At 44.4% G+C, this 21,659-nt stretch carries 20 protein-coding genes; 10 read left to right on the top strand and 10 right to left on the bottom strand.

Annotation, left to right across the window (positions count from 1 at the left end):
- Window positions 1-83: 83 nt before the first annotated feature.
- Complete coding sequence (locus ACX0G7_RS18165; protein WP_458924937.1) at window positions 84-779, top strand: LytR/AlgR family response regulator transcription factor; 696 nt, start codon at window positions 84-86, stop codon at window positions 777-779.
- 35 nt (window positions 780-814) lie between these two features.
- Here the strand turns inward: ACX0G7_RS18165 and ACX0G7_RS18160 are convergent, their stop codons facing one another.
- On the bottom strand, window positions 815-1,699 hold the full coding sequence (locus ACX0G7_RS18160) for an NmrA family NAD(P)-binding protein (protein ID WP_458924936.1): 885 nt from the start codon (window positions 1,697-1,699) through the stop codon (window positions 815-817).
- A gap of 251 nt (window positions 1,700-1,950) precedes the next feature.
- Between ACX0G7_RS18160 and ACX0G7_RS18155 the strand changes: the two genes are divergently transcribed.
- Window positions 1,951-2,142, top strand: a complete 192-nt coding sequence (locus ACX0G7_RS18155) for a hypothetical protein (protein WP_458924935.1) — start codon at window positions 1,951-1,953, stop codon at window positions 2,140-2,142.
- A gap of 205 nt (window positions 2,143-2,347) precedes the next feature.
- On the top strand, window positions 2,348-4,771 hold the full coding sequence (locus tag ACX0G7_RS18150) for an ABC transporter permease (protein ID WP_458924934.1): 2,424 nt from the start codon (window positions 2,348-2,350) through the stop codon (window positions 4,769-4,771).
- A gap of 37 nt (window positions 4,772-4,808) precedes the next feature.
- Here ACX0G7_RS18150 and ACX0G7_RS18145 read toward each other — a convergent pair whose 3' ends face one another.
- Window positions 4,809-9,125, bottom strand: a complete 4,317-nt coding sequence (locus tag ACX0G7_RS18145) for a cache domain-containing protein (protein ID WP_458924933.1) — start codon at window positions 9,123-9,125, stop codon at window positions 4,809-4,811.
- A gap of 108 nt (window positions 9,126-9,233) precedes the next feature.
- Here ACX0G7_RS18145 and ACX0G7_RS18140 point away from each other — a divergent pair, with 108 nt between their 5' ends.
- Complete coding sequence (locus ACX0G7_RS18140; protein WP_458924932.1) at window positions 9,234-9,509, top strand: hypothetical protein; 276 nt, start codon at window positions 9,234-9,236, stop codon at window positions 9,507-9,509.
- A 241-nt stretch (window positions 9,510-9,750) separates the two neighbouring features.
- On the opposite strand, the gene ACX0G7_RS18135 is transcribed toward ACX0G7_RS18140, so the two are convergent.
- From ACX0G7_RS18135 to ACX0G7_RS18120, 4 genes are all read right to left on the bottom strand, one after another.
- Window positions 9,751-10,746 carry a cytochrome d ubiquinol oxidase subunit II gene (locus ACX0G7_RS18135; protein WP_458924931.1) on the bottom strand — a complete coding sequence of 332 codons (996 nt, stop codon included), beginning with the start codon at window positions 10,744-10,746 and terminating at the stop codon, window positions 9,751-9,753.
- 13 nt (window positions 10,747-10,759) lie between these two features.
- Window positions 10,760-12,130 (bottom strand): cytochrome ubiquinol oxidase subunit I, encoded by a 1,371-nt coding sequence (locus tag ACX0G7_RS18130; RefSeq protein WP_458924930.1) that lies wholly within the window; start codon window positions 12,128-12,130, stop codon window positions 10,760-10,762.
- 83 nt (window positions 12,131-12,213) lie between these two features.
- Window positions 12,214-13,011: an alpha/beta hydrolase gene (locus ACX0G7_RS18125; RefSeq protein ID WP_458924929.1), complete on the bottom strand. Its 798-nt coding sequence runs from the start codon at window positions 13,009-13,011 to the stop codon at window positions 12,214-12,216.
- A gap of 51 nt (window positions 13,012-13,062) precedes the next feature.
- A complete protein-coding gene (locus ACX0G7_RS18120) occupies window positions 13,063-13,185 on the bottom strand; it encodes a hypothetical protein (protein ID WP_458924928.1) in 123 nt (40 codons plus the stop codon).
- Between the two features lie 167 nt (window positions 13,186-13,352).
- Here ACX0G7_RS18120 and ACX0G7_RS18115 point away from each other — a divergent pair, with 167 nt between their 5' ends.
- The 3 genes from ACX0G7_RS18115 (at window position 13,353) to ACX0G7_RS18105 (ending at window position 16,889) form a co-directional block, all read left to right on the top strand.
- On the top strand, window positions 13,353-14,582 hold the full coding sequence (locus tag ACX0G7_RS18115; protein ID WP_458924927.1) for an alpha/beta hydrolase: 1,230 nt from the start codon (window positions 13,353-13,355) through the stop codon (window positions 14,580-14,582).
- Window positions 14,583-14,679: 97 nt separating this feature from the next.
- A complete protein-coding gene (locus tag ACX0G7_RS18110; protein WP_458924926.1) occupies window positions 14,680-15,285 on the top strand; it encodes a hypothetical protein in 606 nt (201 codons plus the stop codon).
- A gap of 218 nt (window positions 15,286-15,503) precedes the next feature.
- Window positions 15,504-16,889: a Gfo/Idh/MocA family protein gene (locus ACX0G7_RS18105; RefSeq protein ID WP_458924925.1), complete on the top strand. Its 1,386-nt coding sequence runs from the start codon at window positions 15,504-15,506 to the stop codon at window positions 16,887-16,889.
- Window positions 16,890-16,897: 8 nt separating this feature from the next.
- Here ACX0G7_RS18105 and ACX0G7_RS18100 read toward each other — a convergent pair whose 3' ends face one another.
- Window positions 16,898-17,770: a pirin family protein gene (locus ACX0G7_RS18100; protein ID WP_458924924.1), complete on the bottom strand. Its 873-nt coding sequence runs from the start codon at window positions 17,768-17,770 to the stop codon at window positions 16,898-16,900.
- 99 nt (window positions 17,771-17,869) lie between these two features.
- On the opposite strand from ACX0G7_RS18100, the gene ACX0G7_RS18095 reads away from it, so the two are divergent.
- Together ACX0G7_RS18095 and ACX0G7_RS18090 are read left to right on the top strand one after the other, a co-directional pair.
- A complete protein-coding gene (locus ACX0G7_RS18095) occupies window positions 17,870-18,244 on the top strand; it encodes a winged helix-turn-helix transcriptional regulator (protein WP_458924923.1) in 375 nt (124 codons plus the stop codon).
- Between the two features lie 97 nt (window positions 18,245-18,341).
- Complete coding sequence (locus tag ACX0G7_RS18090; protein ID WP_458924922.1) at window positions 18,342-18,905, top strand: dihydrofolate reductase family protein; 564 nt, start codon at window positions 18,342-18,344, stop codon at window positions 18,903-18,905.
- Window positions 18,906-18,966: 61 nt separating this feature from the next.
- Here the strand turns inward: ACX0G7_RS18090 and ACX0G7_RS18085 are convergent, their stop codons facing one another.
- Together ACX0G7_RS18085 and ACX0G7_RS18080 are read right to left on the bottom strand one after the other, a co-directional pair.
- Window positions 18,967-19,644: a DUF2490 domain-containing protein gene (locus tag ACX0G7_RS18085; protein ID WP_458924921.1), complete on the bottom strand. Its 678-nt coding sequence runs from the start codon at window positions 19,642-19,644 to the stop codon at window positions 18,967-18,969.
- The gene (locus tag ACX0G7_RS18080; protein WP_458924920.1) at window positions 19,644-20,234 is read right to left on the bottom strand and encodes a hypothetical protein; all 591 of its coding nucleotides are present in this window, start codon (window positions 20,232-20,234) and stop codon (window positions 19,644-19,646) included. Before ACX0G7_RS18080 ends, ACX0G7_RS18085 begins: the two co-directional genes overlap by 1 nt.
- 253 nt (window positions 20,235-20,487) lie before the next feature.
- Here ACX0G7_RS18080 and ACX0G7_RS18075 point away from each other — a divergent pair, with 253 nt between their 5' ends.
- The gene (locus tag ACX0G7_RS18075) at window positions 20,488-20,922 is read left to right on the top strand and encodes a hypothetical protein (RefSeq protein WP_458924919.1); all 435 of its coding nucleotides are present in this window, start codon (window positions 20,488-20,490) and stop codon (window positions 20,920-20,922) included.
- Between the two features lies 1 nt (window position 20,923).
- Here the strand turns inward: ACX0G7_RS18075 and ACX0G7_RS18070 are convergent, their stop codons facing one another.
- A complete protein-coding gene (locus ACX0G7_RS18070) occupies window positions 20,924-21,652 on the bottom strand; it encodes a copper homeostasis protein CutC (RefSeq protein ID WP_458924918.1) in 729 nt (242 codons plus the stop codon).
- Window positions 21,653-21,659 lie beyond the last annotated feature (7 nt).

The raw sequence follows: 21,659 nt of genomic DNA, 5'->3' as shown, positions 1-21,659 counted from the left end.
AAGCCGGTTTTCGTCTAAACGATTACCAGGTTTTGTGTAAGTTGCATGTTGCAGATGAAGGAGAAGAAAAATAAAATCCAGGGATGAAAGCAATCGCCATAGATGATGAACCAATCGCGCTGGAAGTAGTAAAGGCGCATGCTGCAAAGGTTCCATTCATTGAATTAGTCGCCGTATTTACAGATGCATTCCAGGCACTTGAATACCTGCAGAAAGAGAAAATAGATTTGATCTTCCTGGATATCAAGATGCCGGATATCTCAGGCATTGAGTTTTTCCGGAGCCTTAACCGGAAGCCTCTGGTCATCTTCACCACAGCCTATTCAGAACATGCGGTTACCAGCTTTGAACTGGATGCTGTGGATTACCTGCTTAAGCCATTTTCTCTCCCCCGGTTTGTAAAGAGTTGTAATAAGGCCCTGGAGCTTTTCAATTTCAGGACGAATGCACCGGGCAATGATCACATGTATCTAAAAACCGGGTATGAACAGATAAGGGTAATGTATGATGATATACTGTACCTGGAGGCAGCGGGCAACTATGTAACTTTTGTGTTGAAAGATAAAAACATTCTTTCCAGAAGCACCTTTGCAGAAGCGAGCAGTATGCTGCCTGCGGAGAAATTTGTCCGGGTGCATCGCTCATTTGTAGTTGCCATAAATAAGATAGACAAGATCGAAAGACATCAGCTTACCATTAACAAAACAAAGATTCCCCTGAGCGAAGCGTATAGTCAGAACCTCGCTATGGTTATAAAAAAAACCGGCTCAGGAAATTGAATTATATGGAGGTTCACTGCTATGGAAAATGCCTTTTATGATAGAAAGGTCTTCAGGTCGGTCCATTGCATGCCTGGATAACGCGTGTTGTCATGAGTTGTAATAACCGCCTTTCCTTCCATCATATCCCGCATATACTGCATTCCCTGCCATGCCGGGTATAGCTCACGGGTACTTTTCGAGAAAAACCTGGCAAGCCCGATAAAAGAGTTTAGCCTTGAGATATTGCCTGCCTTGAAAACGCTGTGCTCTTTACCGGTAATCTCCGTCATTATATTTCTTACATCAATCACATTGACCGTATCGCCGGCAATTCGCAGGTATCTTGGTGTATCATGATCCATAGCAACGAGCGCAGTATATTCAGCAACATCGTCCATAGTGGTAAGATCCATTTTAACTGAAGGTTCTCCCCACGACAAAATTCTTTTAAACTTGTGGAGAATGAGCGGCATGTCTTGCTTTACCAGGTCCATGAACGCGCCGTTGAAAATGGTTGTAGCCTTTATCGGTGTTTTATCCAGGTATTCATGGAAAGCCCGTCGGAGATCGAGGTTCCTGTTTTCCCCGGGTTCGAGATTTGTAAAGTCGAGCGAAAAATCACTCGGAATAAATCTTGGCACGCCGGCGGCTATTGCGCCATCCAATAATATTCTCTGGGCATCAATAATGACATCTGCAAGTCCCGACAACGCAGACACTACGCAATCACCGTTTGAGCAGGCTGCGGTTACAGCGGCTTTGTCGTTCATGTCCAGGCTGATCACTTCAACACCGTTTTGTTGCAGCGCTTTAACCTTTTCAGCATCGGATTCATGACGAACAATTGCCCCGACAGCAGCGCCACTTTTAATGAGTGCATCCACGATTTTTCCACCCAGGTTGCCAGTTGCACCTGCCACTACTATCTTTTTTCCCATCATAGTTAATTGAGATTGACTATAAACAGGTAAGCATCAAAATTGTTTAAGGCATAGAGCTTTTCAGGTTTACGTTCAAAATACACAACGGCTATATGCATTAGGTTGCATTTAAACGGTCATATTGTGCTGCGGTTAAGCAAGCCTGTAAGGATACCTAATTTCATGTTTATTAAGGATTTGGATAGCGTGCTGCCGGGCGGCCCGGTATTTGATTGTAGCTATTATAGTCAATAATTAAAACGCTTTTTATGGAAGATAATAAAAAACCGCTGGCAAAACCTGACGAAGAAACGCTTCATACAACCGATCCACAGGAGAATATGAAGGGTCCGCTTTCATCCCTGATGCAGGGTATCAAACACGAAGCCGAACAAGGTGGCAAAGAAGATGCCGAGAAGATAAAACAGCAGGAAGAACAAAAAGAGACCGGAAAAAAATAGCTGCCCGGGATATATTGTCGGCGAATACAAAATGCTGATCAATAACAGGGCTTGCTTCAAGATACTCTGATTAGTTTCGTATCTATAAAACATGAGAGTCGTTTTTCAAAGGAAGAGCGGCTCTCGTTTTTTTTAATACCGCACATTGATTGTCCGTTTCTGGACAGTAGTCAACCAGGGCGAGGGGCGAACTGGTTGACGTTGAATGCCTTTATCTTTTGGCCTGGGCTATGTTGTAATATTCGAAACCACCGTTATGTTCCGGAATTACATAAAAATCGCCTGGAGACATCTCGCTCGTACACTTGGATACAGTGTGCTTAATATACTGGGCCTCGCCATCGGGATGTCGGTTGCCCTCCTGATCGGGCTTTGGGTTTATCACCAGTTTAGTTATGACAGGTTTCTTCCGGATACAGACAGGCTTTACCGCGTACAGCGAAACTTTTCGAATAACGGGGATACGCTCACATTCAGGACAACTTCGCTTCGTCTCGCGGAGGAATTAAGAAACACGATTCCAGACATAGAGTACGTTGCTGAAAGCGATTGGATGGGACCCCACGGATTGATGGTTGGAGATAAGAAAGTTTATCTGCGCGGCGGACAAGTTGGTACTGATTTTCTGAAGATGTTCCAGTTTCCAATGATCAAGGGAACAGCCACCACCGTGTTTCAAGATGCCTATTCTATAGTTTTGGCCGAATCCACGGCCAAAGCACTTTTTGGTGATGAAGATCCAATGGGCAAGATGGTTCGTTACGACAACATCGATAATCTGAGAGTGACTGGAATTATGAAGGATCTGCCTGCCAATTCAAACTTCAACTTCACATTCCTGGTACCGTTTACGTATCTCGACCAGACCAAACCTTTTATTAAAGCAAGAAGAACGGGCAGCTATAGCAACAATGCAAACCAGATCTTCGTAAAGCTGAAACCTGGTGTTTCACTTGCAATGGTGGCTCCTAAAATCGTCAACATAGAACATACTGAGACGGGGAATACCAATGCAATGAATTCATTTGTAAAGCTTCAGCCAATCGACAGATGGCACCTTTATTCGAACTTTGTAAACGGTCAGGATACAGAAGGCTTCGTGGAATATGTCCGGATGTTCGGCTTAATCGGCGCTCTCGTCTTAATCATCGCTTGTATCAACTTTATCAATTTAACTACTGCCAGATCAGGCGAGAGAGCCCGGGAAGTTGGTGTAAGAAAGGTGATGGGTTCCAGGAAAAGCGACCTTGTTCTGCAGTTCCTCTTTGAGTCTTTTGTTCAGACCCTGATTGCATTTGGTTTGGCTTTAGTTATCGTTCAACTTGTGCTGCAACCTTTTAATGAACTTGCGGAAACAACGGTTCAGATCCCCGCTGGCAATGTGTATTTCTGGATCCTGCTCCTGGCGTTTGTTTCGTTTACTGCTTTAATTGCAGGGAGCCGTCCTGCGTTTGTGCTCGCATCTTTCAAACCTATAAAAGTGTTGAAAGGGATAAGCTCTATGGGAACCAAAGGTTCTTTACCGCGCAAGGTGATGTTTGTGTTTCAGTTCACCGCATCGATTGCGCTGATCATTTCTACTTTTATTATTTACCAGCAGATTCATCATGCGAAAAGCCGCGATACCGGTTTTGACCTGAGCAACGTGATGATGACGGATTTGTCGCAGGATCTCCGTAAGAATTTTCCTGCTTTGAAAAACGAACTGTTGCAGAAGGGTCTCGTTAGTTTCGTAACATCAGCAAGTAGTGTTGCAACAAATGTTTCATGGCATTCTGATCTTGATTATTTTCCTGGCAAAGTGGGTAATGAAACAGTGGAAATGGGAACCTTGATCGTTACAGAAGATTATTTCAAAACCCTTGGCATGCGTTTCAAAGAGGGTCGCGATTTCACATCGGGACTCGACACCACATCCGTCATATTAAATGAAGCCGCGGTCAGCATTTTACGGCTCAAAAACCCGCTGAACCAGGTGATAAGATGGGATAACAAGGAATTTCAAATAGCTGGTGTGGTTAAGGACGCGTTGGTAATTTCGCCCTTTGCCGGCGCTGACCCAACTATGTTTTTCTGCTCGCCCAACCCGTCAAGCAATATGATGTATCGTTTGAAGCCGGGCCAGGATGCACAAAAAGTATTGGCAGAACTCAATACCATATTTAACAAGTATAATCCTGCCTTTCCATATATTTATGAATTCCAGGATGAAAGTTATGCTGCTAAATTTAAGATTGAATTATTGATCGGGAAACTATCAGGCATCTTTGCTTCATTGGCAATCTTCATCTCCTGCCTTGGATTGTTTGGACTATCAGCCTATATAGTCAGCAATAAAACGAAGGAGATAGGGATCAGGAAAGTATTAGGTGCAAGTGTACCGCAACTCTGGATGATGTTGTCTCGTGATTTCATTGGGCTGGTTATACTGAGTTGCATCATCGCTTCACCCATAGCATATTATTTTCTGCATAACTGGTTACAGAAATACGATTATCGCATTTCGATCGGCCCCTGGATATTCCTGTTGGCCGGTTGCATTTCATTGATCATTGCCATAGTGACAGTAAGTTTCCAGGCATTCAAAGCAGCACTGGAAAATCCCGTAAAGAGCATAAGGACTGAATAAAGAACGCTTAGTGAAAACGGATATCATAATCCTTGCTTCACGCTTTTCCTTCTGCCCTTGATGCGGGGATCGAGGATATCATTTTTACAAGTCCTGTTACTCCGGCGAACGCGGCACCCAGGTAGGAAATGAAATTGGTAAATGCTTCTTTCTGCGTAAATGCAATAAATACGAAGGCAGATATAGCGACTATTACCAATGGTAATTGTATGCTGGATCCAAATCCTTTTGCCGCAATCTCTTTCTTAAACAAACTTATTTCATTGTTGGCAACATGTTTTTGGATATAGTTACGGAAGCTCACATTCATTATTTGATAACAGGCCAGGCCATCGATTGGATTTACAAGACCTATCTCACATAGTCTTGCAGCGGTTTTCCTGTTCAGCGGATTGACAAGTTCATCTATCGAAATGTCATAAAGGGTTCTTTGCTCTTCAAGGATGACCGCATTCCAGACGGACAGGTAATGATTTTGTGCAAGTGATTCAATTCGCTCACACACCTTATCAAAGACGAATATAAAATGCCTGCTTATGATCCGGTTTGCGGGCCAGGATGCGTCACTGAGGATCTTATGCATTTCCGGTGATGCCAGTTTCGAAGCATATGCAATCATGGGTTCAGTCAGTTCCGACAGGAAGGCACTATGACCACATTCTTCAATGATCTTCTTTATTAATTTATAAATTTCTTCATGTATATGATCACCTACGCCATCTGGCAGGGGAAGATGTATGCTATCTCTTGCCGAACTTCCTCCCGCTGAAGCACGCGCAAAAATGTTATCTGGCTGTTTGACGAGGTCCCCGAATACCTTCGCGTACTTATGCAAAAGACGATCAGATTGTTTTTTATGCCATCGATGATAAACAATGTAGAACGACTTCATCAGGTGTTCCCAACGGGCTGCGTAGTTTAATTCGTTTGGCTGGCCGGCGTTGTAACCGAACATGCCGAGTGATTCAAAATATTTGGAAGAAATAATGAACATTCTTCTTTTTACTTTTAGAAAGTGTTCGATGACGGCTAATTTCTTCCCGGTAATCTCTGCGTCATCTGCATTAATGTTGATGTTGGTTATCAAAAGTATTGTCGAATGCTGCGATATCTTTCTCAGGTCTGATTCGGTCTTACGTATCAGGGTTTCGGCCGAGTGGTCCGAAAGATCACTGAAATCTATATGCACAAAGGTGCCGTGCTTTTGAATTTCTTTTTTTACAGCATTAAGTTTTTGAATGCCCGGAGGCCCATAAATAAAGAGATTTCCTTTTACGCCGGCCGTTTCACTGGTCAGCGTTTCAAGATCTATGCTATAGGATTGTTCCATGGCGCCGTTAAAAAATATTTTTCCAACGAGCAGCCGTAACAAAAAGTAAAGGCCAGTCAGCAATGCTATCACCAGCAAGATGTTCCAGGGATTGAGCAAACTGAGCAGATAGGTTTTAGAGGAATTTTTCGCTGGCTCGGAAAGTTGCCATCCCGCATAGTTCGTTTTATCCCCGGCGATAAAGTTTTGTTTGAAAAATAAACTCGGGCGGCCTGATGCCGCGTCGTATCGCCATATATATTCCGGATCCTTTTCATCCTGTGAGTTCAATAGTTCGAGATTTCGGTTGTGGTTCAAAAAGGAAGGTTTGATCGCCCTGTAAAAGCGCTCGAACGTATTTGAAGGTGTCACCAACCCGGATGTATCCGATGCCTGGAGAACACTTGTATATGGCTTTACATCCGTTGCTATGAGCTTATGGTGGAAAGGCTGAATATAGGATGTTTCCAATCTGCCTTTAACGTCGTTAAGCATCCTGGCGGGGAGAGCTGACAATTGCTTTGCGAAATCCCACTGGGCGTAACGGCGGGACATCTTTGTCTGTTCTTCGTGGCAAAGCATGTAAAAGATCAACAACGGAACTATGGATGTTGAGGTAATCAATGCCCAGACAAACCAGGTATATGAGTGCCGGAAACCAGGCTTGAGCCAGGTGGTTTTAGTTTGTTCAAGTACCGTTCTGGCAGTTAGTGCTATTTGATTCCAGCGGTAAGTGAATAACATATAAATCAGCAGGTACAGTATCGTTTCCACAACCAGCCACAACGCTACATTGCCATGTTTGTTCCAATATAAAAAAATACAGATACCCAACACACTAGACAGTCCGATAAGTATCTTTTCTGGCCGCTGGTATATTCGTTTTAGCGGATCCCTGTGCATGGAAAACTGGTGAAAGGTGGCAACCAGCATCAGGTAAGTAAACAAAAACGTAGATGCAATCAAAGCGAGATTATCAACCCGGCGTAACCAGTAGATCATCAACATCTGGATCAACATGGCGATGGCAAAAAAGCAGGTAATGGAAACATACTCGCGTCGCAGACCACCTGAAGGCCGTAACCAGGTCAGGGCAAGATTTTGGGTTTTTCTTTTTCCTTTTGAATAAGAGAATGCCTTTATCGCCAGGATGGTCATTAAGATAATGCCAAGGTTAAAGAGGATCAATATAGAGGTAGCACTGACGATGTCCAGATCTTCGGCCCACCCCTGTTGCAAGTCACGAAAGGTAAGCAGGGAATAAGGAGTTCCGTTTAACGGTTTACAAAAGAACCGGTGATTGGACCCGGCATATCTTGATTCGAAAAAATCTGGTTTACGCAGCGTGAGGATTGGTTCTATTACATCGTTATTGCTGCATTCCAGTAAGAAATTTTCATTAAGGTTCCTGATAGTTTCTTTGTGAAACAAAACCTTCCCGCTTGCATCGAGAATGCAAAAACTATATCCGGTTGGAAGTATGGGGTTGAACAGTGATTTGAGCCTGGTGCCACCGCTTACCATGATCAACGGGGTGCTATCTTTTTGTTTGACCTTTATCGCTACAGGCACCGAGATCACCGCGAAATTATTGTTTGATACCCATGATGAGACATCGGTGAAATGGTATTTCAGGCTGTCATCATAAAACAGTTTGTTATCAGCTACCGCCTTAAAGTAGTCACGATCATTAATGTTGATCCTTTGCGGCACCATTTTTTCTTTTGTCCATCTTATTCTTTGGAGTCCCGCTGAATCGGTCCAGTATATGTGTACAAGATTCCTGGTAATGCTGTCTGATGATCTCAGCTTCGTTTTAATTGTATCCCTGCGGCCATTATGGTGCAGTCTGACATAACGGTCCTTTCGTACCAGCACATCAAAAAGTGTATCAACTGATGGCCCCTTCCTTGTCGTATCGGCAGTGGTGCTTAAAGATTTCGTAATTGACGTGGAGTCGGCTTTACCAGAAGTATCCGTCCGTTTCTTGTTATGAATTTTCAGGTCTGCCGTTGCCAGGTTAAGCGTTGCTATGTCGGCCCTTATCTCTTCTGTCAGCGTACGGTTGATGTCGCTGGCAAGTGACATTAAATTTTCATCATTCTGTTTGCGGACAATATGAAAATTGATGTACAGCGTTAACACAGAAAGTACAAATATCGATGCCATCAGGTGAACACCCGCAAAGGCGGAACTGGCGGTCATTGTAACAAGTTGCTCGGACCTGTGCATAAGAAAAATCTTGAGCAGCGGTATCAGTACTATTACGAAGATCACGCCGATAACCAGGCAGAGGATGCCGTAGGGGGGTATATATCTCCGTTCGGCCTCATACTGATCATCGGTGATGTAACCGCCAATCGTGAACTTGCTTTTCCCTCCTGAGGAGAATGCTATGGTGAACAACCTGTAATCTTTTCCGCCAATGCTCTTCTTCACAAGATTGCCCGATTCCGAGATTTCTATTTTCGCGATAGTATCATCTTTTAGTGTTGTGGAAATAAGATCATGGAGTGATTGCTGGGAGATATTTAATTCGTCGTAAATAATCGAACCATTGTCCGCGAGCATGTAATGATTAAAAATGTCCCGACGAAGAAGTGGTTGTATAAAAAGGTTTAATGCCACAGATGCATACCCCGTATCCAGCGGATAAAACTCAAATTCTTTCTTGACTGGCTCATACCTGAATTTCTCCAGTCCGTTAGGGATGGCAGCCCCTTTATCCCCATGAAAAGTGAGCCCGAACTCTTTTTGGAGAGTCAACGTGTCAACAATACTTCCCGGTTTGTTTACACTCTCAATAAAATTTTTTGCGTTTTTCTCTGCGTAGGTGTCGAGCTTGTTTTTGATATTTGTTGCCACCTGGTGGAGGCCCCTGAATTTTCGTTCTTTCAGATTGGTTTCATTGGTAGTTACAACGACCCTGAAGTAGTAATAAAAGGCGCAGGCAAGTATGATGATCGTGATTATGGCAGGCGCATAGCGGTTACTGAGCTTTGCGACAGCGCTGGTCAATCGGTTTGCGGTTTCCTTTACACTCATATGCTAAGGATTGAGGTTGATAAGATGCACAGGCCCGTCCGGCGCATGGTCCAATGCGGCCGAACGCTTAATGGTTTGACGTTATGGTCTGTAAAATCTGTAACATAATTGTACAAGAATCAAAAGGCAGCGGTTTCGCAGGAATGGACCGGCATAAGGCAGGATGCGCTAAGAGACACAGAGAACAACTGTAGATATTTTACAGGAAGAAAAACACGGTTGGCTACCAATCAGGAGATAGGGGATGGATATATCTTGCAAGGGTGGCTACAAATCGATTTTTTGGCTATTGATAATTTCACAAGGGTTGGCTTCGAATCAAATGGTAGGGGATGGATAGATCTCACAAGGGACGTATACAAATCAGATGGCAGGGATGGATGATCCTGCGAAGTTTTGGTAAAAATAGGGAAAGGATTAGTCGCACAAGCGATGGAAAAGTGAACTGGTAACGGGTTATTGATATCGATGGTATAAAGGTATAATAGTTTATACCTCAAAAGAACAATTAACTGAAACTCGGGTCAAAACACCTGAAATGTCACGGTGTATTGTTATATGAACGGTGTATTGTCATATAAACAAAGCCAGGTGGGTCGGCATGTTGCCATCCCGGCAACTCGTTTTATTCTTTTGGCCTTTTGAAAACTTTGAAAAGGAAGTAAAAGGAAGGGATGATAAGGATCAGGCCAACAAACAGCGCAATAACCAGTTGATATAAGGTTGCGTATGGAGCCTGGGTGTTGTAAAAAGTAAGATGGTTACCATTCTTCTCAAAGACCAAAACCGGGAACTGAATAGCAAACCAGCCCAGCATTATTAAAGATACCTGGATAGCTACGGTTATACGCAACAGGCGGATCACCGGATGATTGAAAAGATAGAATACCAGTGGAGTAATCAACACTACAGTTCCCATGGCCGTAATACTTAGCCACGACCTGAAAAACGCTGAAACAAGATGATGACCCCGGAGTTCTGCAGAAACGAAAACAAGTATGCCAGTCACAATCGTAGCAAGCAGGAACATCCTTGAATATCTTTTATAACGTTTCTGTTCCAGTGGATAACCCGTTTCACCAATCATAAAAACAGCGGCTATATATCCGAACAGCGCGGTGGAAAACAACCCCATCGTGATACAAAAAACGTTCAGCCAGGGCTTGATAAATCCTTCATAGAACCCTGTCGGTGGTCCCAATTGAATATCTCCGAAAATCATCGCGCCCAGGGTTATTCCCAGGAAAAAAGGTGTGATAAAGCTTGAGATCTTAAATGCCCAGGTATAATAGGTGTGCGTGTTATCATGCGTAACATCATAATGGCGGAAAGTAAAAGATGAACCACGGATTACAATCCCCAGTAATACAATCATAAGTGGAATATGCAGTGCTGTGCTTATCGTTGAGTACACCAATGGAAAGGCTGAAAACAAGATCACGATGGCCAGGATGAGCCAGACGTGATTTGCTTCCCAGACCGGAGCTATCGCCCTGGAAATCTCTTTGGTGCTGCGGGGTCCGGCAAACGTTTCAACAATGCCAGCTCCAAAATCCGCACCTCCCAGCAATGTGTAAAGGATGAATGAAACGCCCAGTATGATGATGATGATTAACAGCATTGAATGGATTTATTTATGGAACTGCATTTTGTTTCCTGGACGATTTAGGGTCAGGTCTCAGGTCAGATTCAGAACCGGCAGATGGATATATGTCGGGAACAGTGGCTATCTGCCGGCGCATAAGCCAGATGAGCAGCCCGGTCAGAAGCAAATAAACGGTGGATATCGTATAAAATGAATATTGTAAACCCGGCATCGGGGATACGGCATCTTTCGTTTTCATTATTCCGTAAATGATCCAGGGCTGACGACCAACCTCGGTTACCGTCCATCCCGCTTCAACGGCAATAAATCCAATCGGCGTAAGTGCGGCTATAAACATCAGCCAACCCTTTCTATATAGCAGGTGCTTCCACTTTGCGCTGAACAACAGGAACAGCACGCCTGCAAATGCGAGTAACATCCCACTGCCTACCATCACCTGGAATGCAATATGAGTGATCATCACCGGTGGCCTTTCGTCTTTTGGAAATTTATCCAACCCTGTTACCTCTGATTTGAAGTCGCCATGTGCAAGGAAACTCAGAAAGCCCGGTACATGGAGAGCATACTCAACTCTTTCCTCCTTGTCGTTTGGTAATCCACCGATAACCAGGGCAGCGGGTTTGCTCGTTTTATATAGTGCCTCAAGGGCTGCAAGTTTTGCAGGTTGCCGCCTGGCTATATCCTTTGCTGAGAAGTCACCACTAATGGGTTGCAGTAAAGCAGCTACAGCACCGAAAGACAAAGCCATTCTGACTGCCGTCCGGTGAAAAAGGTTGTTCCTGTTTCTTATCAGCAAAAAGGCATGAACGCCAGCCACCGCAAATGCAGTCGCTACAAACGCCGCCAATGTCATGTGTAATGCCTGCGACAACCAGGCATCGTTAAACATGGCCTTCACCGGGTCAATGTTTGTGGCTTTACCATCTTTCCAGGTAAAGCCGGCAGGGCTATTCATCCAGGCATTTGCAGATACCACAAAGATACCAGACAACACTCCGGAGATTCCAACGACAACGCCAGAGATCCAATGCACCCATTTATTAAGACGGTTCCAGCCATAAAGAAAAACGCCAAGCGCTATGGCTTCCACAAAAAAAGCGGTTCCTTCCCATGAAAAGGGCATCCCGATGATAGGACCCGCGTGTTCCATAAAGCCCGGGAAAAGCAGTCCCAGTTCGAATGATAAAACCGTTCCCGAAACGGCGCCGACGGCAAAAAAAATGGCGACACCTTTTGACCAGGCCTTCGCCACATCCATAAATTCCTGTCTGCCGGTACGTAACCACTTCCATTCACTGAAAGCCATCAAAATGGGCATGGTCATGCCAATGCAGGCAAATACAATGTGGAAACCCAGCGAAACAGCCATTTGCATCCTGGCTGCGATCAGATCATCCATACCCGAAATTTGGAGCAAAGTTCTTCCAAACTGCGCAAAAGAACAGCATGAATTTTGAACAACTTACAAGGTAATGAACCGGCTCAAGGCAGCGAGTCTAAAATGCGCTTCATGTTTTGCTGGTAAGCCGGGTGTTCTGTTATGCCGTTGTGCGACTGATTCTCCAAGGTAATAAGCGTATCAGAAGGCTTGAGATGGGTTTTTAACTTTAGCGAAGAACCATGATAAATCACCTCGTCACTGTCACCATGAAAAATAACAATGGGCATGGTGCACCGCTTGATGTATTCAGCCGTCTCAAATTTGTATTTTAGTAAGAAGGAAGGAACAACAGGATAGATATTTTTCACTAGGTCCTGCATGGTATAATAGGGTGCCTGCAAAATAAGCAGACGGGGACGATTCACAGATGCTATGTAAGCCGCAGCGCCGGTACCAATTGAATAACCAAGCACCACAATCTTATCCTCCGTATATCTTTTCATCAGCTGTGTATATAACAAGCCAACGTCATCAAAAAACTGTTTCTGGCTCCTGATCGAACCCTCACTTTTTCCGTAGCCACGGTAATCGGGCATCATCACATCATATCCTAGGTTATTGTAGTAAGCAGCCAGCGAGCCCCACGACTCTACGGAGCCGGCATTGCCATGCAGATAAAAGATCACTCCTTTTGAAGTGCTGTCGGTTTTGAAAAGAACCGCATGCAGTTTTTTATCATCAGCGGTTGTAACCGTTATCTCCTCGAATGAGCTGTTGAAACTGAACTCGTGATTGTCCGGAAGTTTTTCAGGGAAAAACATCAAGCGTTCCTGGCTGAAATACAACAGCAGGGATATAAGGCAAAGCAACGCAGCAATGACAAGGATGGTAGTGATCATTTTACGCATACTAAGCTTGAAGAGTTCGGGTAATACTATTTGACGGTATAGTTACCATTTCTTTTTCAACACATGATCCCGGCTCATCGCAAGGTTCTCAAACGGTTCCCTGCTTGTCTGATCCTGTTCAGGTATAGCAAGACCAATTGATCTTACAAAGTTTCTTCTTTGCATAAGGTTGATTTTGGCAACAATCGTTATTACAAATTAATCATAATAAATCCAATCTTGTAAATTAAAAGGCGGGTGATCAACTTATCACGCCACATGAACATGTGGTCTTGAGTTCAGCACTCACCACTTATCTTCATCTGATTTACAAAATAATAAAAATCAAAAACTTGAAAATCGGATCCCAACATTGGTTTGTCTTATTCATCTTCACACTTATCGTGAATACATCCTGGTCCCAAAACACGGACGCGATTTCCCAGCCTGGTAGCGCGTTGCAGTTGTTTTCTCCGTCAGGCGAGTTTGGTGTTGGCAGGCATTGGACAAGTATCTATGACCCGTCAAGAAATAACCGGGAGATCCCTGTATTTATATATTATCCGGTTCAACAAAAAAATGCTGCAACATTTATTCTGCCATCGGAGGAATGGAGAAAGCAATATTTGCCTGTGCTGGAAAAGAGACTTGGTGCGAAGGCTGCTTCGGCGATCACATCCGGAAAAGCTGAGATGAAACAGGATGCGGAGCCCACCTTTAAGGGCAAACTTCCACTAATTTTATTTTCGGCTGGAATGAACTGGTCAACGCTTGAGTATAGTTTCATCATCCAGGAAATTGTAAGCGCAGGTTATATAGTAGTTGCCGTGAATTCATCTCCTGCTTCACCGGTATTGCAGTCACCTACAGGTGCTTTTCTAAGTTCAGAAAAGCCTGCGGATATCTACAGATTAGTAGCGGATGATCTTAGTTTTGTGTTGAAAGAGATTTCAACAGGCAAAAGCAATGTACATAAAATCCTGAAACAGGCTGATCTTACCCGGGTTGCCATTGCAGGGCATTCACTTGGCGGAGCTGCGGCTTTATTGGCCGCAGCTGACATTAACCAGGCTAAAAATAATAACCATAATGAAAATAAAAATGGCTCGGGTGATGTCTCCAAAGGGTTGCAGAATTTCCAGGTAAAAGCAGCGGTCAATATGGATGGGGATCTTATGAACGCAAGTCAGCAAGCCGCGCCAGGCTCAGCTGTTTTGTTTCTTAACCAGCTTCCGCAGGCTATAGCTCACAAAAATTTTGGGGAGATGAAAAATGATACCTCTGTTGGCTGGCGCTATCAATCCATGGCGAAAGCGGCGACTAACTCACCCAATGGCAGGTACATTTCAATAGCTGGCATGTATCATTCAAACTTCCAGGATTATGCTTTGTTGCCAGTTGATATGATCCCTGAAAATCTCCGCAAAACAAGGCTTGGCCCGGTGGATGGTAAGACTTGTCTTCAGCTCATCTCAAAAGTTCTGGTTGTTTATTTCAATGAAATGTTAAAAAGCCAAATCACTGATTGGAATCTTTTCAGCAAACAACAGCCATTGTTAAGGGTAATCGATATAAAGGAATAAGAGCATGGGGATGTAGCTGAACATTGAGCCTGGTGAAGCAATAACCGGTCGGAAATACGCATGCAAACGTTATTGTGGCTTCTAATTTGATTAACTTGTGGAAGATTCCACTGGTTTGACAAGAAAGCACAATATATTATTTCGCCTGTTCTGTTTTATTGCAATTGCAATTCTTCAACCCAACCTGAACGCGCAGCCTGTTCCCGGGGTATCGTTGCCAACAACGCTGAAGCCAGCGGATTCACTTTCCAAAAAAGTTGTGTTGCCATCAATTCTGTCTGCCTATCGTAACCGGGATGTTGATACTCAACTGGTAGTTGAAACAATAACAGATACCGTACTGGTCACCCTTATCGATAACGGTACTATAGACGAGGATACCATATCGCTTATTGTAAACGGCAAAGTAGCTCATGCCAATGTGGGGCTGAATGCAAACCTGAAACATTTCTGGATTGGCATGGTTAAAGGTCAGCGCAATCAGATCATCATGTATGCTGAAAATCTTGGGAAGATGCCACCAAATACTGCGCTGATGCGTATTTACCATTCAGGTAAAACGGAATGGATCTATGCAAGTTCAGATTACAATAAGAGTTTTAGTGTGATCCTCGAACATAAGATCATTACCCTGTTTCCTTATTTTGGTTCGGGAGCCCAGGAGAAGAAAAAGGAGGCCACCACTACCTCACTGCTTAACTAGCTTCTAAGTGATTTGATTGAAATTGTACAGTAGGAATTCCATGAATTAGCACTGAAGTAATTCTATGAAGCAGATTGTCGCAATTACCTGAGGCGGCATTGAAGTAATTCTATGAATTAGCATTGTAGTAAGTCCATAAGGTAGCAGTGAAGTAATTCCATAATGAAAAAGGCTGATTGACATCTGAATTTCATAATTTACTTTACGATTTTGTCAATATGAAAAAAAACAACCGCTCAGTTAGCCGGCGCAGATTTTTGAAAAATGCCGCCTGTGCCGCGATCGCAGGTCCGGCAATCTTAAGCTCAGTTTCAACATCCGGTGAAGCTGCTGAATTCCTCAACCATCCTGTCCCTCTCAAAAAGTTACGACACGCTTGTATAGGTGTCGGCGGCATGGGTGGACACGATCTTCAGAATTTTCTTCAGCATCAGCAGACTGAGATCGTCGCATTATGCGATATAGATGAAAATAATCTTCGCAAAGCCGCTGCCCTTGTTCCGGCTGCCCGCACCTACACAGACTGGCGGGAATTACTTGAGAAAGAGAAAAATAATATAGACTCCGTAAATGTCACTGTTCCTGATCACAACCATTTTGTGATTGCCATGAAGGCTATTGAATCGGGCAAACACGTTTACCTTCAAAAGCCGATGTGTCATGATGTTGCAGAAGTACGCGCACTGACAGAGGCTTCAGTCAAAAACAATGTTATCACACAGCTTGGAACGCATCATGCTTCGGGTGTTGGTGACCGCACTGCGGTTCAGTGGATAAAACAGGGAACGATCGGCAAGATCAAACATGTTTATCTATGTTCAAATCGCCCCGGTGCCGTGGCTACTTATCGTAAGGTCGGTCCAAGGCCGGCAACAGGCATGGAACCCCCGCCCCATATCAACTGGGATCTCTGGATCGGAACTGCACCAATGCGTCTATACGTACCGGAGATCTACCATCCCGCCATCTGGCGAAGCTGGCTCGACTTCGGAACCGGTTGGTCGGGCGATATCGGGTGTCATATTTTTGATGCTGTCTGGAAAGGCCTCGGATTAACGGCACCAACGTCGGTAGTCGCGGAGGTTCAGCAATCATGGAAAGACTCACCCGTTCGCAGGGCTGATACATGGCCACAGGGAGATCACATCACCTGGCAGTTCCCGGGCAATGCTATGACGGAATCGGGATCACTCACCGTTGAATGGTTTGATGGTGAATTCTATCCGCCCGAAAAAATCCGCGCATTATATTCTATTGAAAAGTATCCGGCAGAATCGGCTATGCTGATTGGTACGAAGGGTGCATTGTTAATTCCACATACGGAAATGCCTGTTCTATTGCCCCAGGCTGACTTTAGCACGGTTGCTACCCCGGCGCTCGGGAAAAGAAACCATTATCATCACTTTGCCGACGCCTGTCTCGGCGCAGCCAAAACAGAATCGCATTTTGCACAAAGCGGCCCGATGACTGAGGCAATATTATTGGGTACGATCGCGATCCGGGTTGCAGGAACCAGGTTGGATTGGGATGCAAAAAAAATGAAGTTCCCAAATCACCCCGAAGCAGAAAAATACCTCAGGCGGACATACCGCAAGGGATGGTAACTGTTCAGTTACCAAACGTACCTCTGGGCTGCCGGAACGGTTGAAATATGTTTCATCCTGCCTTCGCGGTATTCCCTGAAAAGGCGCTGAATGTCATCTTTACTATCCGCAATGAATGGTCCATGGGATACAATCGGATCCCCCTGCGGCTGTCCGGAATAAATAACAAACCTGGATGCAGTGTTACCCGCACTCAGTTTCAAAAGGCTGTTTGCGTTTTCATCGAACCTGTCCAGCCAGCCTACCTGGTCCTGGTTCAGTGCGCTTTCATCATCGCCAATTTTCACCTCACCTGCTAACACGTAAAGAAAGGTTGAATATGAAGCAGGGATTTCCAGCGTCAACTTCGCTCCTTGTTCGATATTCACATCGGCAATAATAACCGGTGCATGATTCAGAACGGGGGATGTAACGCCTGCCAGCGATCCACTGTAAACTTTCACATTCCAACCTTCACCCGAACTGGCTGGGACATGTTTCGCCGATATATCCTGCACCCTCGGTTGTGCCCACCTGTCTTTCCGGGGCAGGTTGAGCCAAAGCTGCAAAAGGCGCATCTTTAATTTGGTGTCAATTGTTTCGGTATGTATGATACCCGAGCCAGCCGTCATCAGCTGAAGGTCACCGGGTTTCATCATATGCGCTTCGTCTCCGATCTCTCCTTCCAGCAGTAAAGTAACCGTTTCAAATCCCGCATGCGGATGAGGTCCGCCCACCGGTTCCCCATCTTTTTTGTCGAGCATATCATCCATCATCAGGATGAAGGGATCGCTGTCCTTAAAGTCGGTATTTATGACGGCGCGCGCAGTATGTCCTCGTCCAAGAAAGCCAGGTTCTCCGCTGGGTGTTTGTTTTGTAATTAATTTTCTACTTATTGACATGGTAAAATGTTTAAAATTTTCAACCACAAATTTACCAAATATTACTATACTTTTGTAAGCACTATCCTTTTGTATAGTGTTGTTTAAATTTAACCTTTCATGAGTTATATGATTAAGCCGGGTCATGATAAAACCGCTTGCAGGAAGATATTGAGACCGGTACGTGATGCGCTCGATATGCTCAACGGCAAATGGAAGCTACCTATCATTATCGCACTGATGTTTGGTGAGAAACGTTTCACCGAAATATCAAAGGAAGTTGAAGGTATAACAGACAGGATGTTGTCGCGCGAACTAAGGGACCTGGAGTTGAACGGATTGATACAACGGAAGGTAGAAGACAGCTACCCCGTGCGGGTAACATATTCCCTCACTCCTTACAGCAAGTCATTAAATGAAGTGATTGAATCCCTGAGGAAATGGGGAACCAGGCACCGTATGAAACTAAAGACTGAATACAGTCAGCCGAAATAGGCGGCCGAACCAGGATCCGGGATAAGTCATGACTTTCATAGCTAAGCTCCGGGACCGCTGACCCTTGTGTAAACATTTGGTCTTTAAAGAAAATTATATGAGAAAGCTTATCGTACAGGAATGGCTATCACTTGATGGATTTGCGGCGGATTCCCAGGGTTCCACCAGCTTTTTTGAGTCACCGGATCTACACAAACATTCCGAGGAAGACATCTATCATCAAATGGATTCCATCGACACCATTTTTTTAGGTGCAAATACATACCGGTTGTTTGCGGGCTTCTGGCCGGAGGCGGATTTAGAGACAGAAGTGATGACAGAGAAAATTAATCTTACTCCTAAAATTGTTTTTTCGAAAACACTCAGCAGCGCTCCCTGGGGCAAGTGGCCGGAAGCGAAACTTATACGATCTGATGCGGTGGAGAAAGTTAAAAGTCTCAAAGCTGAACCGGGTAAAGACATTGTGATCTGGGGCAGCATAGCTTTGTCAGGCACACTGATCAGTGCAGGATTGGTAGACGTATTGGAGCTTCGGATAGTGCCCGTTGTATTGGGAAATGGTAAACCTTTTTTCCGTGATTTTGGCCGTGAGATCAATTTCAAAACCACCGATGTAAAAAAATATCCAGGTGGTTTGGTATTACTGCGCTATGATCTATAACATCATTTCCCGAAGGTGTTTATTGCATCAGACAAGTAGTTTTTAAAATCGCTGATTCTTATCAGATACTGATGTACCAGGCAAGGGTAATCCAGAATTGTTGCTCTTTCGCTGCCGTGTAAAACTCATTGATCCGATATTCAAATCCTAGTTCGAGTTTGTTATTGTCCCTGAAACTATAACCTAAGGCTCCCGATGCGCGGATCTCGAGATCAGTAACGGCGTTGGTCCAGATTCCCAGGTATTCATTATTGATCTTCAGATAAAACTCTTTGGGATCGATTGATCTTCCATTAAGCGCCTTTTCAAGTCCAAGCCTGTAACGTAGCCGCACCTGGGTTGGAAGATCTTTCTCAAATGTTTCATCCAATACCACCCGGTGAGCGAGGGTAAAAAAATCAAGCTTCCGGGCACTGGTAAACTGTTGAATAAAACGATGGATGAACAGGCCCTCCTGCATGCGGATCAAATAACCACCACCAATCGAATTGTCTGCCGAAATTTTCTTTGTAAGTACAAAATGCAGATCAGTTCTTTCGTACCTGTAATTGTTACTGGCTTCCTTGAATGTTTCTTTCTCTGAAAATATCTGCCTTGACTCGAGCTTCATATTCAGTTTGAGGTCTCGCGGTAATGAGTAGTTGACGTTCAGCTGCGTAAGCAATCCCGCAAGATAATTTTCCTGGGAATGAAGGCCGCGGGTGCCGATTAGTAAGCAAAAGATGATAAAGCACCGCATCAGTAAATCAGGTTGTCGACGTTTCGTTGAATAATTTCCTTTATGGTTTTGACCTTGCCGCCTTTTTCGCAAACCACCTCGTAGTATTTCGATAAATCTGATTTTTTTGCTCTTACAATCAGCTCATATTGTATCAGTATACCCGAGGGCAATTTACTTTCTGTTAACGCAGTTTTCAATAGAACCTTGTCTCCGCTCCATTGCTCCTGGGTTTTGACAACTTTATAACTGCGGAATTCTTTCTTAAGCTGCTTCAATAATGCCTCTTTTGTGTCGTTGGGAAGAGATTTAAACTGAGTCAATATCTCCACGTCGAGAATCTCACCTGAATTATGAAATTCGATGCTGTATTGTTTCCCCGCAGATTTTAGTTTAGCTTCAATAGTCGTTCCGTTTAAGCTTTCCTCTCCATACCAGCGTATTTTCACATTTTTGAAGCATTCATTCACAAAGCTCAGTGCGTCAGGATGTATCTGAGCTCCCTTGATAGAATACTCACGTTCAAATTTTTGTTGTGCACTCGCAGGTGACAGCCAAAAGATCAAAGCAGTTATGTTCAGGAGTCCCTGTATGAGAAAAAAGTTTGCCATGTTCAACGAGTGCTTCAAAAATCTGTCCAAGGAAGTCAAAGTTAATTTGAATAAGCCTGGCAATGCATTAATCCTGTATTAATAACCGGTCGAAAACCGAACCCTGATATCTAAACCAAAATTTAAATGGCGACAGTAAACACCCGGGAAAATTTAAAGCGGGCAATGGGTCCCAGATCCCTCGGCCTGGCGATCATAAACATAACCGCAGGTTCAGGCATTTTTGTGATCCCCGCGCTGATTGCGGATGGTCTTGGAGCGGATCTTATTTGCAGGTGCAAGAGATGGGCTGATACCCGGTGCCCTGGCTAAGGTGCATCCGTTGTTCAAAACACCGTATGTCGCCATTTCAGCCTACGCATCTACTGGATTTATATTGGCTGTTTCGGGAGGCTTCAGGCAACTGGCTACAATTGCGAGCGCTGATATGTTGATTATCTACCTGGGTGTAGTATTAGCAACTATCAGGCTCAGGAAGATCCAGACTGCAACTGCAAAAACTTTCCATCTGCCCGGAGGTATGCTTGTTCCGCTGTTGGCAGCAGCAGGGATTTTAGGCTTGCTGTCAAAATTAACCCGGGCCGAGCTTATAGGTATTGCGGCTTTTATTCTGATGTTCTCTATTATTTATCTCCTCATCAGGCTGATCAAAAGAAAGAAGGTCGTCGTCACGGGCACTGGGATTTGATTTAGAAGTTAAGATTAGCAACCATTGCCCTTACCTCTGTTTCATCGGAAATGTACACATTGCCATAATCGGTAACGCGTTTATTCACATAGGTCTGCGGGTTTTTGGCGATTGCCCTGGCTGAAGAATGAAATTCCGTCGCATTTGACTCTTCTGCCAGTCTCGTAATATTCGATGATTTAACACCTGCTCCTGGCATAATGATGATACGCCCGGCCGCCTGTTTAACCAGCCTTCCAAGCAGTTCCGCTGCTTCAGGCGCGGCAGAAGCTTGCCCGGAAGTAAGCACGCGTTCGCATCCGGCCTCAATGATGTCTTCAAGTGCCTGGAATGGATCGGGTGTGCCATCAAACGCACGGTTACATGTTACGCCCATTGGCCCTGCCCATTCTACAATTCTTTTCAACATCTCCACATTAATTGTCGCGTCGATATTCTGCGCCCCTACAGAGATGCCGTTGCAGCCGAGTTCACGACAAATGAGGATGTCATGTTTGATAATATCGTATTCATCTTTATCGTAATAATAATTCCCCGACCGCGGGCGTATAATCGGGTATAACAATATTGATATTTTTTCGCGTGCCTGTTTTATGGTTCCGTAACTGGGAGTGGTTCCGCCCTCAACAGGGTTGTCGCAAAGTTCTACCCTTACGGCCCCGGCTTTCTCAGCAACCAGGCATGATTGTATATTAAATGCGCAAACCTCGAGAACTCTTTTTACCTGCATGGTGTTA

Source organism: Flavitalea antarctica, from assembly GCF_054461535.1.
The sequence above is the reverse complement of the archived record's forward strand: the minus strand, read 5'-3'. Positions and strand labels throughout refer to the sequence as shown.

Bases quoted from the DNA above. Each gene is read 5' to 3' on its own strand.
- ACX0G7_RS18095 (WP_458924923.1), top strand. From the start codon at position 17,870: ATGAGTTATATGATTAAGCCGGGTCATGATAAAACCGCTTGCAGGAAG.
- ACX0G7_RS18160 (WP_458924936.1), bottom strand. From the start codon at position 1,699: ATGGGAAAAAAGATAGTAGTGGCAGGTGCAACTGGCAACCTGGGTGGA.
- ACX0G7_RS18070 (WP_458924918.1), bottom strand. From the start codon at position 21,652: ATGCAGGTAAAAAGAGTTCTCGAGGTTTGCGCATTTAATATACAATCA.
- ACX0G7_RS18090 (WP_458924922.1), top strand. From the start codon at position 18,342: ATGAGAAAGCTTATCGTACAGGAATGGCTATCACTTGATGGATTTGCG.
- ACX0G7_RS18145 (WP_458924933.1), bottom strand. From the start codon at position 9,125: ATGAGTGTAAAGGAAACCGCAAACCGATTGACCAGCGCTGTCGCAAAG.
- ACX0G7_RS18130 (WP_458924930.1), bottom strand. From the start codon at position 12,130: ATGGATGATCTGATCGCAGCCAGGATGCAAATGGCTGTTTCGCTGGGT.
- ACX0G7_RS18105 (WP_458924925.1), top strand. From the start codon at position 15,504: ATGAAAAAAAACAACCGCTCAGTTAGCCGGCGCAGATTTTTGAAAAAT.
- ACX0G7_RS18135 (WP_458924931.1), bottom strand. From the start codon at position 10,746: ATGCTGTTAATCATCATCATCATACTGGGCGTTTCATTCATCCTTTAC.
- ACX0G7_RS18165 (WP_458924937.1), top strand. From the start codon at position 84: ATGAAAGCAATCGCCATAGATGATGAACCAATCGCGCTGGAAGTAGTA.
- ACX0G7_RS18155 (WP_458924935.1), top strand. From the start codon at position 1,951: ATGGAAGATAATAAAAAACCGCTGGCAAAACCTGACGAAGAAACGCTT.
- ACX0G7_RS18125 (WP_458924929.1), bottom strand. From the start codon at position 13,011: ATGATCACTACCATCCTTGTCATTGCTGCGTTGCTTTGCCTTATATCC.
- ACX0G7_RS18085 (WP_458924921.1), bottom strand. From the start codon at position 19,644: ATGCGGTGCTTTATCATCTTTTGCTTACTAATCGGCACCCGCGGCCTT.
- ACX0G7_RS18080 (WP_458924920.1), bottom strand. From the start codon at position 20,234: ATGGCAAACTTTTTTCTCATACAGGGACTCCTGAACATAACTGCTTTG.
- ACX0G7_RS18150 (WP_458924934.1), top strand. From the start codon at position 2,348: ATGCCTTTATCTTTTGGCCTGGGCTATGTTGTAATATTCGAAACCACC.
- ACX0G7_RS18100 (WP_458924924.1), bottom strand. From the start codon at position 17,770: ATGTCAATAAGTAGAAAATTAATTACAAAACAAACACCCAGCGGAGAA.
- ACX0G7_RS18120 (WP_458924928.1), bottom strand. From the start codon at position 13,185: ATGCAAAGAAGAAACTTTGTAAGATCAATTGGTCTTGCTATACCTGAA.